The organism is Saccharothrix sp. ALI-22-I, from assembly GCF_001984175.1.
In the GTDB taxonomy this organism is placed as follows: Bacteria; Actinomycetota; Actinomycetes; order Mycobacteriales; family Pseudonocardiaceae; genus Actinosynnema.
Map to the genome: position 1 here is coordinate 33,288 of NZ_MTQP01000049.1, position 14,579 is coordinate 47,866.

10 protein-coding genes are annotated in these 14,579 nt (G+C 73.7%); all 10 read left to right on the plus strand.

Annotation, left to right across the window (positions count from 1 at the left end):
- The first annotated feature begins 444 nt into the window (after window positions 1–444).
- The 10 genes from ALI22I_RS09850 to ALI22I_RS09895 are packed head-to-tail and all read left to right on the plus strand — an operon-like array spanning window position 445 to window position 14,576.
- Window positions 445–2,127 (plus strand): non-ribosomal peptide synthetase, encoded by a 1,683-nt coding sequence (locus ALI22I_RS09850; RefSeq protein ID WP_238598251.1) that lies wholly within the window; start codon window positions 445–447, stop codon window positions 2,125–2,127.
- Window positions 2,124–5,015, plus strand: a complete 2,892-nt coding sequence (locus tag ALI22I_RS09855) for a condensation domain-containing protein (protein WP_077005157.1) — start codon at window positions 2,124–2,126, stop codon at window positions 5,013–5,015. Before ALI22I_RS09850 ends, ALI22I_RS09855 begins: the two co-directional genes overlap by 4 nt.
- A gap of 47 nt (window positions 5,016–5,062) precedes the next feature.
- Window positions 5,063–5,365: an acyl carrier protein gene (locus ALI22I_RS09860; RefSeq protein ID WP_143532103.1), complete on the plus strand. Its 303-nt coding sequence runs from the start codon at window positions 5,063–5,065 to the stop codon at window positions 5,363–5,365.
- A gap of 10 nt (window positions 5,366–5,375) precedes the next feature.
- Window positions 5,376–8,720 (plus strand): thioester reductase domain-containing protein, encoded by a 3,345-nt coding sequence (locus ALI22I_RS09865; RefSeq protein WP_077005159.1) that lies wholly within the window; start codon window positions 5,376–5,378, stop codon window positions 8,718–8,720.
- Window positions 8,717–9,571 (plus strand): 3-hydroxyacyl-CoA dehydrogenase family protein, encoded by an 855-nt coding sequence (locus ALI22I_RS09870; protein ID WP_077005160.1) that lies wholly within the window; start codon window positions 8,717–8,719, stop codon window positions 9,569–9,571. The genes ALI22I_RS09865 and ALI22I_RS09870 overlap by 4 nt, the downstream gene beginning before the upstream one ends.
- Entirely contained in the window at window positions 9,568–9,837 is a 270-nt protein-coding gene (locus tag ALI22I_RS09875; RefSeq protein WP_077005161.1) for an acyl carrier protein, read from the plus strand. The genes ALI22I_RS09870 and ALI22I_RS09875 overlap by 4 nt, the downstream gene beginning before the upstream one ends.
- Window positions 9,834–10,949 (plus strand): acyl-CoA dehydrogenase family protein, encoded by a 1,116-nt coding sequence (locus ALI22I_RS09880; protein ID WP_077005162.1) that lies wholly within the window; start codon window positions 9,834–9,836, stop codon window positions 10,947–10,949. Before ALI22I_RS09875 ends, ALI22I_RS09880 begins: the two co-directional genes overlap by 4 nt.
- Window positions 10,946–11,908, plus strand: coding sequence for a 3-oxoacyl-[acyl-carrier-protein] synthase III C-terminal domain-containing protein (locus ALI22I_RS09885; protein WP_077005228.1), 963 nt, complete (start codon window positions 10,946–10,948; stop codon window positions 11,906–11,908). Before ALI22I_RS09880 ends, ALI22I_RS09885 begins: the two co-directional genes overlap by 4 nt.
- Window positions 11,896–13,014: an HAD-IIIC family phosphatase gene (locus tag ALI22I_RS09890; protein WP_077005163.1), complete on the plus strand. Its 1,119-nt coding sequence runs from the start codon at window positions 11,896–11,898 to the stop codon at window positions 13,012–13,014. Before ALI22I_RS09885 ends, ALI22I_RS09890 begins: the two co-directional genes overlap by 13 nt.
- The gene (locus ALI22I_RS09895; protein WP_077005229.1) at window positions 13,011–14,576 is read left to right on the plus strand and encodes an amino acid adenylation domain-containing protein; all 1,566 of its coding nucleotides are present in this window, start codon (window positions 13,011–13,013) and stop codon (window positions 14,574–14,576) included. The genes ALI22I_RS09890 and ALI22I_RS09895 overlap by 4 nt, the downstream gene beginning before the upstream one ends.
- The last annotated feature ends 3 nt before the right edge of the window (window positions 14,577–14,579 follow it).

Below are 14,579 nucleotides of genomic sequence, written 5' to 3' on the forward strand. Positions count from 1 at the left end.
CGGTGCGCTGAGGGCCTGCGTGGACCACCGCCGGTCCGCGCCCGGCAGCACCGTCAAGTGATCCGGAAGTCGTGTTCACTACCGCTCCGGTAACCGGATCGCCAGAGTCTGAATGACCTCTCTAATGCCGTCAACTTCGTTCTTCCGTGATCGGGTGGAATGCTACGGCTCCACGAGCTGCGCACATAGCAACCGGTCCGAACGGTCGGCAATGCGGAGTCCCGAAGAGCCTGTTCAATTGATCCACGCCGGCGCAGGTCACCCGATTGGAGCATTGGCCGCGTTGCGCAACTCCGGCTAGCTTGCAAGTGATTGGTGAAATCGCCGGTCGATGGCGTTTCGGAACCACCGGAATCGTGACGGCAATCCGAGGGAGCCTGATCGATATCTCCGGGTGAATTACGCGAGTGTATTTTCGCACTGGGGGGTGGCGATTTGTCGCGCGTGCGCAGTGTGCCCGATCTCGTCGAGGAATGGGTGCGTCGGACTCCCGACGTGCCCGCCGTGCGCGACCCGCGCACGGGGCGGACCGTCAGCTACGGCGCGCTGTGGGAACGGGCCGGGCGGGTGGCCGCCGACCTCGCGGGACGGGGCGTCGTGCCCGGCGACCTGGTCGCGCTGGCGATGGACCGCTCGGTGGACCTCGTGGTGGCCATGCTGGGGACGCTGCGCGCAGGCGCCGCCTACGTGCCGGTGGACCCGCAGGCGCCCGAAGCGCGGGTGGCGACCGTCCTCGCCGAGTCCGGCGCGCGGGTCGTCCTCGGACCCGGTGACTCCGACGGTGCGGACGGGGCGCCGCCGTCTCCCGTGCTCGGCGGCGACGATCCGTGCTACGTCATCTACACCTCCGGCTCCACGGGGGTGCCCAAGGGTGTGGTCGTGCCGCACCGGGCCGTGGTCCGGCTGGTGAGCCGCGCCCACTACTGCGTGGTGCGGCCCGGCGACCGGTGCGCCAACGGCGCGAACCCGGCGTTCGACGCCACGACGTTCGAGATCTGGGGCGCGCTGGCGGCCGGTGGCACAGTGGTGGTCTTCCCGTCCGTGGTGGAGTTGACCACCCACGACTGGGTGGCGCTGGTGCGGTCGGAAGAGATCGACACGATGTTCCTCACCACCTCGCTGTTCCACGCGGTCGTGCGCGAGCGGCCCGACGCCTTCTCCTCGCTGGCCAACCTCGTGGTCGGCGGTGAGCAGCTCGAACTGGGCGCGGTGCGGCGCGTGCTGGGGTCCGGCGCGCCACCGCGCCGACTGGTCAACGGCTACGGGCCCACCGAGACCACCACGTTCGCCGCCTACTTCGAGTGCACGCCCGACAGCGTCGCCGGGGTGGAACGCGTCCCCATCGGGTTTCCCTTGCAGGACACCACGTTGCACGTGCTGGACGACGAACTGCGCGACGTACCTCCCACCGAGGTCGGCGAACTGTGCGTCGGCGGGCCTGGCCGGGCGCTGGGCTACCTCGGGATGCCCGAGCTGACCGCGCAGCGGTTCGTCGTCGCCGACGACGGCACCCCCGTCTACCGGACCGGCGACCTGGCCCGACTGCTGCCCGGCGGGGTGGTGGAGGTGCTCGGCCGGCGGGACCGGCAGGTGAAGCTGCGCGGGTTCCGCATCGAGCTGGAGGAGATCGAGCAGGCCGCGACCGCCACCGGACTGTGCGACGCGGCCGTGGTGGAGAAGGTCGGCGACGGCCCGGAAGCCTGGCTCGTCGGGTTCGCGTTGCCTGCCGTCGGTGCGGGTGACGTCGCCGCGAGGCTGGGCGCCGAACTGGCCGAACGGCTGCCCCGCTACATGCTGCCCGCCCGCTGGATCACCGTCACCGAAGTCCCCTACGGCCCCACCGGCAAGCTCGACCGAGCCCGCCTGCTGGCCCTGCTCGACGCGCCCGTGCCCGCCGTGGACGAAGGGTCCCTCGGCCCCGCGGGCGACGCACTGCGCGACATCTGGCGCGACGTCCTGGCCACCCCGCATGTCGGTGTGCGCGACAACTTCCTCGCACTGGGCGGCAACTCGCTGATGGCCGTGCAGGTGGCCACCCGCGTCCGGCACCGACTGGGCGTAGCGGTCGACCCGGCGGACGTGCTGCTGGCCGACTCGCTGGCCGACCTCGTCCGGACCGTGTCGTGAGCGCCACGACGACCCTGGCGCCGCTGTCGTCCGCCCAGGAGGCCCTGTGGCTGGTCGACCAGGCCGCACCCGGCTCGCCGGCCTACAACGTCCCGCTGCTGACCCGCTGGCGCGAGCCGGTGGACATCGACGCGCTGTCGGCCGCGCTGACCCGCGTCGTCGAGCGCCACGAGGTGCTGCGCACCGCCTACCGGCTGGACGGCGACCGGCCCGTGCAGCTCGTCCTGCCGCCCGCGCCGGTCGCGGTCCGGGTGTTCGACGCTTCCGACGCTTCCGACGTGGACGCCGGGGTGGCCGCCGAGGCGCGGGCGCCGTTCGACCTCGCCGGCGGGCCGGTGTTGCGGTGCGCGGTGTGGCGGGGTGTGCCGGGCGGCGACCTCGTGTTGATCACCGTGCACCACATCGCCATCGACGGCTGGTCGCTCGTCGCGTTCTACGGCGAGCTGGCCGAGGCGTACCGCGGCGGGCACAACCTGCCCGCGATCGCCGTGCAGTACGGCGACTTCGCCCGTTGGGAGCGGGACACATCGGACCCGGGGCGGGCCGCCGAGCGGGCCGCCGAGCTGGTCGGCTGCGCCGATCCGGTGCTGCTCGACGGCGTCCGGCCGGTGCCCGCCCGTCCGGACGGCACGCGTCCCGGCACGCAGGTGGCGTTCCCGGTGTCGGCGGAGCTGTGGGCGGGTGTGCACGACGTCGCGCGCGTGCTGCGGGTGACGCCGTTCGTGGTGCTGCACGCGGCGTTGCAGGTGGTCGTGGCACGGCGGTCGGGCCGGACGGACTTCCTGCTCGGCGCGGTCACCGCGAACCGGCCCCGTCCCGATGTCGAAGGGCTCGTCGGGTACTTCGTCAACACGGTGCCGCTGCGCTGCCACCTGAGTCCGGAGTGGACGTTCCGGCGGTTGGCGGTGGCGTTCCGGGCCGAGGCGTACCGCTCGCTGAGCCACCAGTCGATCCCGTTGCGGCAGCTGGTGTCCGAGGTCGCGGCGGCGCGCACGGGCGGGCACACGCGGCTGGTGGAGATCTGCCTGGCGGTGCAGAACACACCCGCGCCGCGCGCCGACGTGCCGTGGGGGCACCCGGTGGTGCTGCCCACCGGCACGGCCAAGTTCGACCTGCTCGTGGTGGTGGAGGAGACGCCGGACGGCGTGCGCGCCACCATCGAGCACGACACCGACCGCTACCCGGACGAGGTGCGCGACGGCGTGGTGGCGGACTTCCTGGCCACGCTCACCACCGTGACCGCCGACCCGGACGTGCCGCTGGCCGCGCTCGCCACCGGTGACGCCGTCCCGGTGACCGCACCCGTCGCACCGACGGCGACGGCCACCGCAGTGCCGTCGACCGCAGTGCCGTCGACCGCAGTGGCGTCGACGGCCGGCGAGGTGTCGGCGGGCGACCTGCGCCGAGCCGCGGCGCTGTTCACCGAGGCGCTGGCCGACCTGGGGCGCGGGGACGTGCCGGCGGCCCCGGACGCGCACTTCTTCTCCCTCGGCGGGCACTCGCTGCTCGCCGTCACGATGCTCAACCGCGCCGCGCGCCGCCTCGGGGTCGTGCTGCGGCCGGCGGAGTTCCTCGCCGACCCGACCGTTGCCGGGCTCGGGCGGATGCTCGCCGCCGCACCCGCGGCCGGGCGGGCGCCGACCGCCGATGACGGCCGGCTACCCGCCACCTCGGCGCAGCAGCGGTTCTGGTTCCTCGACCGGGTGGCCGCCCTGCGGGTGTCCTACCTGGTCCCGACGGTGCTGGAGCTGACCGGAGAGGTGGACGTGCCCGCGTTGCGCGACGCGGTGGACCGGGTGCTGGCCCACCACCCGGCGCTGCGGTCCCGGTTCGTCCTCGACCGCAAGCAGCGCCGCGTCTTCTACCGCACCGACGGCGCCCCGGCCACGACGGAGCTGGTCGACGCCGCCGACTGGTCGGCGGCGGAGGTCCGCGACCACGTGGCCGAGGTGTGCTGGGCGCCGTTCGACCTCGCCGCCGATCCACCCGCACGGGCCCGGCTGATCACCGCGCGCGGCCGGGTGCTGTTCGTCCTCGTGCTGCACCACATCGCCGCCGACGGCTGGTCGCGGCAACTCCTGCTGGAGCAGATCGGGCTGGTCCACCGCACCGGCGCGCTGCCCGAGCCGGGGCACGCCGTGCCGCCGACCGCCGAGGAGGTGCAGGCGCAGACCCGAGACCTGCTCGACCACCTCAGGGGCGCCCCGGTGGACGTGGTCCTCCCGCACACCGCGCCGCGACCGGAAATCCAGTCGACCCTGGCGCACCGCGTGAGCACGACCCTCGACGACGAGCTGTCCGCACGGCTGCGCGCCGCCGCCGACGGGGACACCCCGTTCACCGTCACGGCCGCGCTGCTGGCCGTCGCGCTGGGGCGCCGCAGCGGGCAGCGCGACTTCCTGTTCGCCTTCCCGTGGGCGGGCCGGGACGCCCCCGACAGCGCCGACGCGGTGGCGATGCTGGTCAACACGCTGGTGCTGCGAGTGGACCTGCGTGCCGTGCGGACGTGGCGGGACGTGCTGGCGGCCGTGCGGAACAGCGCGGCGGTGTCCTACCGCGACGCGGCGGCGTCCTTCGACGTGCTCGCCGCGCACCTGCACCCCGACCGCGACCTGGGCCGGCCGCCGCTGACCCCGGTGTACCTGGCGGCGCAGGACGGCCCCGACCCGGTGCCGGACCTGCCCTGCGACGTGCGGCACCTGCCGCTGGACCCGCTGCACGTCAAGTACGAGGTCGAACTCACCGTCACCGGTCGCGACCGGCTGACGTGGGAGCTGAGCCACCTGGCGGACCTGGTCAACCACGAGGCCGCCGCCGGCCTGCTCGCCGACCTGACCGCCGCCGCGGGCGACCTGGCCGCCGATCCCGATGCGGCCCCGTGGGCGTAGTCGCGTCCGAACCGAACGCACCGACACGAATCTGGGGGAACGACCCGATGTCAGACCAGTTGCTGGGGCAGGTCCGCGCCATCTGGGCCGACGTGCTGGACCGCGACGTCGACGAGGTGCCGGTGGACACCAACTTCCTGGAGGCAGGCGGCAACTCGCTGCTCCTGGTGATGCTGTGGGAGGAGCTGACCGGCGCCACGGGCGCCACGATCAAGCTGTCGGACCTGTTCCGGCACGCCACCGTCCGCGCCCAGGTCGCGCTGCTGTCAGGCGCGGCCGAACCGCAGACCGTGCCGGGCGCGCAGAACCGCGGTCGGCTGCTCGGCCGCGCGTCGGCCGGCGCCGAATAGGGGGCGGGTCGTGTCCGCCGATCTCGACATCGCCGTCGTCGGAGTGGGGTGCCGCTTCCCGGACGCCGTCACCCCCGAGCAGTACTGGGCCAACATCGACCGCGGCCTGGTCTCCATGCGAGAGCTGACCGACGCGCAGCTCCGCGAGGCCGGGGTGCCCGACGAGCGGATCGCGCGGTCGGACTACGTGCGCATCGGCACGTCGCTGCCGGGCGTGGCCGACTTCGCCGCCGAGTTCTTCGGCTACACCCCGCGCGAGGCGCGCGGCATGGACCCGCAGCAGCGGCTGTTCCTGGAGAACGCCTGGGAGGCGCTGGAGTCCGCGGGCCACCCGCCGCGCCCGGACGGGCCCGTGGTGGGCGTGTTCGCGGGCAGCGCGGCCGGGACCTACTCCACGGCGCTGCTCGCGGCGGCCGTGCGCCGGGTGGGGTTGGCCGACGCCGTGGACGACCTGGACCTCACGCTGGGCGGCGAACCGGACTTCCTCACCTCCCGCACCGCCTACAAGCTCGGGTTGCGCGGACCGGCGGTGAGTGTGCAGACCGCGTGCTCCTCGGCCCTGTACGCGGTGCACTACGCGTCGCTGAGCCTGCTGTCCGGCGAGTGCGACATCGCGCTGGCCGGCGGCGCGACCGTGTTGGAACCGGTGCGCGGCTACCGCTACCGCCCCGACGGCGGGCAGTCCGACGACGGCTACTGCCGCTCGTTCGACGCCCGCTCCACCGGCACCACCTACAGCTCCGGCGTCGGGGTCGTGGCGCTGCGGCGGCTGTCCGACGCGCTCGCCGACGGCGACCCGGTGCTGGCGGTGCTCAAGGGCACGGCCGTGGGCAACGACGGCAACGCCAAGGCGGGCTTCGCCGCGCCCTCCCCGGACGGGGTGGCCGCCGTGGTGTCGGCCGCGCTGCGGGTGTCCGGCGTGCCCGCCGACGCGCTGCGCTACGTCGAGGCGCACGGCACCGCGACGCCGCTGGGCGACCACGTGGAGCTGTCCGCGCTGACCGAGGCGTTGCGCCGCACCACGGAGAAGATGGGCTTCTGCGGGCTGGGCTCGGTCAAGGCCAACATCGGCCACACCGGTCCGGCGTCCAGCATCGCCGGGTTCATCAAGGCCGTGCACATCGCGCGGACCGGTCAACTGCCGCCGCACCCGACCTACGAGCGCCCGCGCGACGCCGCGCTGCTGGAGAGCAGCCCGTTCTTCATCACGACGACCGGCCGGACGTGCACCGACGCCGACCGGCACGTGCTCGTCGACTCCATCGGCATGGGCGGGGCCAACGCCGCCGCCGTGCTGGGTCCGCCGCCGCAACCGGTGCGACCCTCGGCGCCGTCGTCGGACCGGGTGCGGCTGGTGCTGTCCGCGCGGACCCGCGTCGAGCTGGACCGGCTGTCGAAGGCGCTGGCCGACACCGTGGATCGGGGTGCGCACCTCGGCGACGTCGCCCACACGCTGCGCGTCGGGCGGCACTCGTTCGCCGAACGCCGCGTCGTGGACGCGCCCGCCGACAAGCTGGCCGCCGCGCTGCGCCTGCCCCGACCGCCGTTCGCCCGCACCGCTCGTGCCGCCGAACGCGGCGCGCTGGTCGTGGCACCGGACGGCGTGGAGCCGCCCAAGGCACTGCTGGCGGCGCTGCCCGCCGACACCGAGGTGGTGAGCACCGACGACGGGGCGGGGGAGCGGTACCGGGTCGTGGTCGACGCCGACGCCGACGCCGACGCCGCGCTGGCCGTCGCCTGGCTGCACGGCGTGCCGGTGGACTGGGCGGCCGTGGACGGTGGGCGCGGGCGGCGCGTGGCGCTGCCGACCTACCCGTTCGACCGCAAGCGCCACTGGGCGTTGGACGACCTGGCGCTCGATGAGTCCGCCCCCGCGCCGCCCGCCGGTTCCGCCGACTCGGTGGAGGAGCAGGTGCTCGCGGTGTGGCGGGAGCTGTTCGGTGACGACAGCTTGGGCCCGGACGCGGAGTTCGGTGACTGCGGCGGCACCTCGCTGCTGTCGGTGCAGCTGGTGCTGGAGTTGCAGGACCGCTTCGACGTGCTGGTCAACGTGCACCGGGCGGGCGGCACGCGCGCCACGCCGCACCGCGTCGCGGCGCTCGTGCGCGGCCTGCTCACCAGCGCCGACGACCAGCCGCGCGTGGACCGGATGGACGAAGACGACAACGGCCTGGTCGACGCCGACCTGCAACTGCCGCTGGGGCCGGTGAACCCGGTCGCCACGCGCGGCCGGGACGTGCTGCTCACCGGCGCCACCGGCTACCTGGGCGCGTTCCTGCTGCACGAGTTGCAGCAGCGCACCACCGGCCGCGTCTACTGCCTGGTCCGCGCCGACGACGAGGCCGCCGCGATGGCCCGGCTGCGGGCGGGCGCGCGGCGGTTCCTGCTGCCCGAGCCCGACGCCGACCGCGTCGTCGCCGTGCCGGGCGACCTGAAGGACATCGAACGGGTCGGCGCGGACTTCCGCGGCGGCGAACTGGGCGCACGCGTCGGCCACGTGCTGCACTGCGCGGCCCGGGTGGTGTTCACCGAGCCCTACCGGACGTTGCGCGAGGACAACGTGCTGCCGATGGTGTCGCTGCTGACCTGGGCACGCGCCCATGGCATCCGCGACTTCAGCCACGTCTCCACGGCCGCCGCCACCGCGCCCGCACCGGGTGCCGACCGCATCCTGGAGATCCGCGAGCAGCCGCTGGACCCCCGCCTCGGCGGGTACGGCGTCACCAAGTGGGTCGCCGAACGGCTGCTGGACCGCGCCGACCTCGACGGGATGCGGGTCCGGGTGTTCCGGCCCGGCCTGATCATGTCCTCCTCGCAGACCGGCGCGGGCAACAACCGCGACCTGATCTACTTCGTGCTCGCGGCGGGCGTCGCGGTCGGCGCGCACCCCGTGGACGACCGGTCGCACGACTTCGCCCCGGTGGACGTCGTGGCACGGGCCATCGTCGAACTGGGCATGTCACGCGGTTCCGTGGGCCGCGCCTACCACCTGGTGGGCGAGACGCTGCTCGGGCTGCGCGAGATGTTCGGCCTGCTCGCCGAGGCCGGGCTGCCCACCACCCCGCTGCCACTGGACCGCTGGCAGCAGCTGGTCCGCGAGCGCGCCAAGGCCACCGGCAACCCGCTGCTGTCCACCGCCGCACTGCTGGAGCTGGAGGGCAACGAGCCCGGCGCGCCGCCCGTGCAGGCGGCGGGCTGGCTGCCGTGGCTGCGCCGCACCGGCATGGACCCGGCGCTCACCGGTCCGACGCTGCGCGCGGGTCTGACCTACCTAGCGCGGACCGACGAGCTGTTCGGCGCGCTGCTGCCCGAACTGGCCGCCGACACCGCCGTACTCGTGGGGGAGGGACGATGACGAACACCGATCCGGTGGCCGTGCTGGGCGCGGGCGTGATGGGCACGGGCATCGCCACGCTCGCGCTGGGCCACGGACTGCCCGTGGTGCTGGTCGATGTGGACGACGCCGTGCTGGAACGCGCCCTCGCGCAGGTCGCACGGCAGCTCAAACTGGGCAGGCTCATGGGCGGGCTGCCGCGGGAGAGCGCCGACGGCAGGCTGATCACCACCACCGACCTCTCCGCCATCGTCGGCGCACGCGCCGTGGTGGAGTCCGTGACGGAGAAACCCGGGCTGAAGAAGGAGGTGCTCGCCGCCGCCACGGCCGTGATCCGCCCCGGCACACCGGTGGTCACCAACACCTCCGCCATCCCGGTCGACGAGCTGGCCGAGGCCGCGGCACGCCCGGACGAGTTCCTGGGCGCGCACTTCATGAACCCGCCGTACCTGATCAAGACCATCGAGGTGGTGCGGGGTCCCCGCACTTCGGACGTGGCGCTGGCCGCCGTGCTGGAACTGCTCGGGGAAGTGGGGCAGCAACCGGTGGTCGTCGGCGACGGGCCGGGGTTCGTCGTCAACCGCATCCTCCAGCGGGTGATCAACGAGGCCGCGCGGATCGTGCAGGAGGGCATCGCCACGCCCGAGGCGGTGGACGCGTTGTTCACCGGCTGCCTGGGCCACCGCACCGGTCCGCTCGGCACCGCCGACCTCATCGGCCTGGACAACGTCGTGGACTCGCTGCACGTCCTGCTCGACCGCACCGGGGACGAGGGCTACCGCCCGTGCGACCTGCTGGTGACGAAGGTGAAGGCCGGCGAGCACGGCCGCAAGACCGGCAAGGGCTTCTACGACCACGGAGGTGTGCTGTGACGACGACTGCCGAAACCCGCGACGCCGATGACGTGCGGCGCAACCTGCTCGAATTCCTCAAGCAGCGCGCCAAGGCCGAGGTGGAGCCGGACTTCGACCTGTTCGCGGGCGGCCTGGTGTCCTCGCTGTTCGCGCTGGAACTGGTGGTGCACTTGGAGAACGCGTTCGGCGTCACCGTCGGCGGCGAGGACCTGAAGATCGACAACTTCCGGACCGTGGACGCGATGACGGCGCTGGTCGTGCGCTCGGGTGGAGCACGGGGATGACCGACCCGGCGGCGATGACCGACCCGGCGGCGTTGGCCGCGGACCTCGTCGGCGACCGCGCGGGCGGCTGGGACCTCGCGGGCCGCCTGCCCGACGACGTGGTCCGCGCGTTCGCGGCGGCGGGCGTGCTGTGCCCGCAGGTGCCCGCGCGGTTCGGCGGCCTCGGACTGTCTAGTGTGGACACCGGAGAGCTGACGGCGCACGTGGGCGCGCTCTGCTCGTCCACGCGCAGCCTGATGACCTCGCAGGGCATGGTCGCCTGGGCGGTGTCCCGGCTCGGCTCGCCCGAGCAGCACGCCGAGCACCTGCCCCGGCTCGCGGGCGGCACGACGGCGGCGGTCGCGTTCAGCGAGGCCGGCGCGGGCAGCGACCTGTCCGGCATGGCCGCGCGCATCGAGGTCGACGGTGACAAGGTCGTGGTCAGCGGCGCGAAGGTGTGGGTCACCGGAGCCGCGTACGCCGACGTGGTGCTGGTCTTCGGCCGCTACGGCGACGGCGCGGCGGCCGTGCTCGTGCCCACCTCCGCCGCGGGCGTCACGGTCACCCGCGTGCCCGACCCGCTGGGCTGCCGCGCGGCCGGGCACGCCGACGTACTGCTCGACGAGGTCCGGCTGCCCGCCGACCACGTGCTGGGCGGCGCCGGGCTGCCGGTCGAGTGGCTGGTCACGCCCGTGCTGACCTACGGGCGGCTGTCGGTGGCGTGGGGGTGCGTGGGCATCCTGCGGGCGTGCCTGGCCGCCACCGCGACCCACTCCCGCACTCGGCGCCAGGGTGGCAGGCCGCTCGCGGAGCACCAGCTCGTGGCCGAGCACCTGGCGGAGCTGCACGTCGCCGAGCAGGCCGCGACCCGGCTGTGCGAGCACGCCTCGCGCTGCTGGGACGAGAGCACCCCGGAACTGGTGTCCGCCGCCGTGCTGGCCAAGCATCACGGGGCGGTCGCCGCGGCGCGCGGCGCGTCACGGGCGGTGCAGGTGATGGCGTCGGCGGGCGCACGCGACGGCCACCCGGTCGCCCGTGCCCACCGCGACGCGAAGCTGATGGAACTCATCGAGGGCAGCAACGAGATCAGCACGTTGCTGTTGGCCGAACGGGCATTGGCGGTGTGGGCATGAGCGTGGGCGTCGGGGCGATCCACTGCGTGCTGCCCGACCAGGTGGTGGACGTGGCCGGACTGCCGGAGGTCGGGCTGCTGGAGCCGGAGGCGGTGGAGTTCGTCAAGACCTGCGGCATCGACACCGTGGGCGTGTTCGACGAGGTGTCCGCGGGGGACCTCGCCGTGCGGGCGTGCCGGGAACTGCTCGTCGAACACCCCGTCGACCCGGACGTGCTGCTGATGGTCGGACCGCGCGCACCGGACGTGCTCCTGGGCTCCGACGTCGGCCGCGTGCAGGCCGAGAGCGGGCTGGCGAAGGCGTTCGCGTTCACCGTGGACGGCCTGGGGTGCACCGGGTCCAGCGCCGCGTGGTCACTGGCCGCCGACCTGCTCGCCGCCCGCCCCGACCGCGAGGCCGTGCTGATCACGCACGCCAGCAGGCCGACCGGCGCGGACCGGGTGCGGTTCCCGGTGACCGTCATCGGCGACGGCGCCTACGCCATGACGTTGGTGCGCGGCGGACGGCCCGAACTGGTGGCGCACCGGCAGGAGACCGACGGGACGTTCCACGACCTGTTCGGCGTCGACTACAAGTCCGCGCCCTGGTACGAGTGGCGCGAGGAGTGCGCCTCCCCGGACCGCTACCGGTTCGAACTGGCCCTGCACAGCCGGATGCGGCTGAGCCGCATGGTCGACGAGGTGCTGGCCGAGGCCGGGCTCGGCAAGGGCGACGTGCGCACGGCGCTCATGCAGAACGTCACCTCCTCCGCCTACGACTTCTACCGATCGCTGCTGGGAATCGACATCGACCCTGTGTGCGGCGGGCACCTGAGCCGCTACGGGCACCTGGGAGCCATGGACGTAGTGCTCAACCTGGACCGGCTGCTGCGCACCGGCGGGTTGGCCGAGGGAGATCACGTGCTGGTGCTCAACAACAGCCCCGTCGCCGCGTGGGCGGTGACGTTGTGGCGGATCTGACCGAGGGGGACGCGGTGCGCGCCGAGACGGTGAAGTGCCTCGTGTGGGACCTGGACCAGACGCTGTGGAAGGGCGTCCTGCTGGAAGACGGCGAGGTGGTGGTGTCCGAGGAAGTCCGGGAGGTCGTGCTCGAACTCGACCGGCGCGGCATCCTCCAGTCGGTGGCCAGCCGCAATGACCACGACCACGCCTGGCCGCTGCTGGAGGAACTGGGACTGGCCGAGTACTTCGTGCTGCCGCGCATCGGCTGGGGCGCCAAGTCCGAGGCCGTGCGCTCCATCGCCGACGAGCTGGGTTTCAAGCACACCACCATCGCGTTCATCGACGACCAGCCGGTCGAGCGCGCCGAGGTGGCCCACCACCTTCCCGACGTGCGCTGCTACCCGGCCGAGGAGGCCGTGACGCTGCTCGACCGCCCGGAGTTCACCCCGGCGGCGGTCACCGCCGACTCCCGCAACCGCCGCGCCATGTACCAGGCGGGCGTGCGGCGGGAGGCCGAGCGGGAGAGCTTCGCCGGGGCCGACGACGAGTTCCTGCGGTCGCTGGAGCAGCGCATGGCCGTGGTGCGAGCGACGGAGGCCGACCTGGCGCGCGTGGAGGAGCTGACCTTGCGCACCAGCCAGATGAACGCGACGGGCGTGCACTACCCGGCCGAGGAGCTGCTGGAACTGCTCTCCGACCCCGGCCACGAGGTGCTGGTCGTGACCCTGGACGACCGGTTCGGCTCGCACGGCGCCGTCGGCCTCGTGCTGCTGGCCCGCCGGGACGCGCTGTGGCACCTCAAACTGCTGGCCACGTCGTGCCGCGTGGTGCCGTTCGGGGTGGGCGCGATCCTGCTGCGCTGGCTCACCGACCGGGCGCACGCCGCCGGGGCGCACCTCGTCGCCGACTTCCGGCGCACCGACCGCAACCGGATGATGGAGATCGCCTACCGGTTCGCCGGGTTCACCGACGAGGCGTGCCCGTGCCTGGCCGACCTGCCGGCGGGCGAGGTCGAGCACCTGCACCTGGTGCCCGCGCCGCAACAGGCGCCCACCACGATGACGGTTACCGCACCCGTGCCGTTCGCCACGGACGCGGTGCCCACCGGGTGGGTGTCCGCATGAGCGCCCGCACGCTGCCTCAGTGGTTCGCCGACACCGTGCGCCACCACCCCGACGCGACCGCCCTGGAACTGGCCGACCGCGCGCTGACCTACCGCGAGCTGGACCGCTGCGCCGCGGCGCTGGCCGCCCGCATCCGCGCGGCGCACGGCGACCGGCTCGACCGGGTGGCGCTGCTGGCCAACCGCAGCCTGGTGGCGTTCGCTGGGTACCTGGCCGTGCAGCGGCTCGGCGCGGCCGTCGTGCCGCTCAACGTCGACCACCCCGTGCGGCGCAACCGGCTCATCGCCGACACCTCGCCGTTCGACGTGCTGCTGGCCGACCCGTCCGGCGGCCCGCAACTGGACACCGGACTCGGCGACACGCCCGCCACCGTGCTGCGGCTGACCGACGACGAGGTCTTCGACGCCTCCCCGGCCGACCTGCCGCCGAGCCCTGCCGGGCCCGACGACGTGGCCTACGTGCTGTTCACCTCCGGCTCCACGGGGCGGCCCAAGGGCGTCCCGATCCGGCACCGCAACGTCGACCCGTACCTGGCGCGCAACATCGCCCGCTTCGCCGTCGGGCCGGGCTGCCGCATGTCCCACACGTTCGACCTGACCTTCGACCCGTCGGTGTTCGACCTGTTCGTCACGTGGGGCGCGGGCGCCACCCTGGTGTGCCCCGACCGCACCGAGCTGCTCAACCCCGTCACCTACCTGGTGGAACGCGGTATCACGCACTGGTTCTCGGTGCCGTCGGTGGTCACCGTCGGCGGCCAGCTCGGCACGCTGCCCACCGGTCTCGCGACCTCCGTGCGGCACAGCGTGTTCATCGGCGAGCAGCTCACGCTCAAGACCGCCGCCGCGTGGCGGGAGGTCGCACCGGGCACCGTCATCGACAACGTCTACGGCCCCACCGAGCTGACCATCGCCTGCACCGAGTACCGCCTGCCCGCCGACCCGGCGGCGTGGCCCGCCACGTCCAACGACACCGTCCCCATCGGACCGGTGTACGAGTTCCTCGACCACGTCGTGGTGGACGAGGCCGGCCGGCCCGCGCCCGACGGCGAGCTGTGCGTGCGCGGCTCCCAGCGGTTCGACGGCTACGTCGACCCCGCCGACGACACCGGCCGCTTCCTGCGCGCGGACGGCGACCGGTACGTGCCCGTGCAAGGACCGGTGGAGCCGGGCGACTACTACCGCACGGGCGACCGCGTGCGCACCGAGCACGGCGAGCTGGTGCACCTGGGGCGGATGGACCACCAGGTCAAGGTGCGCGGCTACCGCATGGAGCTGGGCGAGATCGAGACGGCGCTGCGGCGGCACCCCGGAATCGACGACGCCGTGGTGCTCGCCGTGCGCGTGGACGAAGACCTGCGGCTGATCGCCTGCCACACCGGCACGCCGACGCCGTCGCGCGAACTGGTGCGCTGGCTGCGTTCCCGGCTGCCGGTGCACATGGTGCCCCGGCACTGGCACCACGTGCCGAAGATGCCGTTGAACGCCAACGGCAAGACCGACCGGACGGCGCTGCGGGACCTCGCACTGGACGCGCTCCGGCTCGAACCGACCGTGGGAGCGTGACGC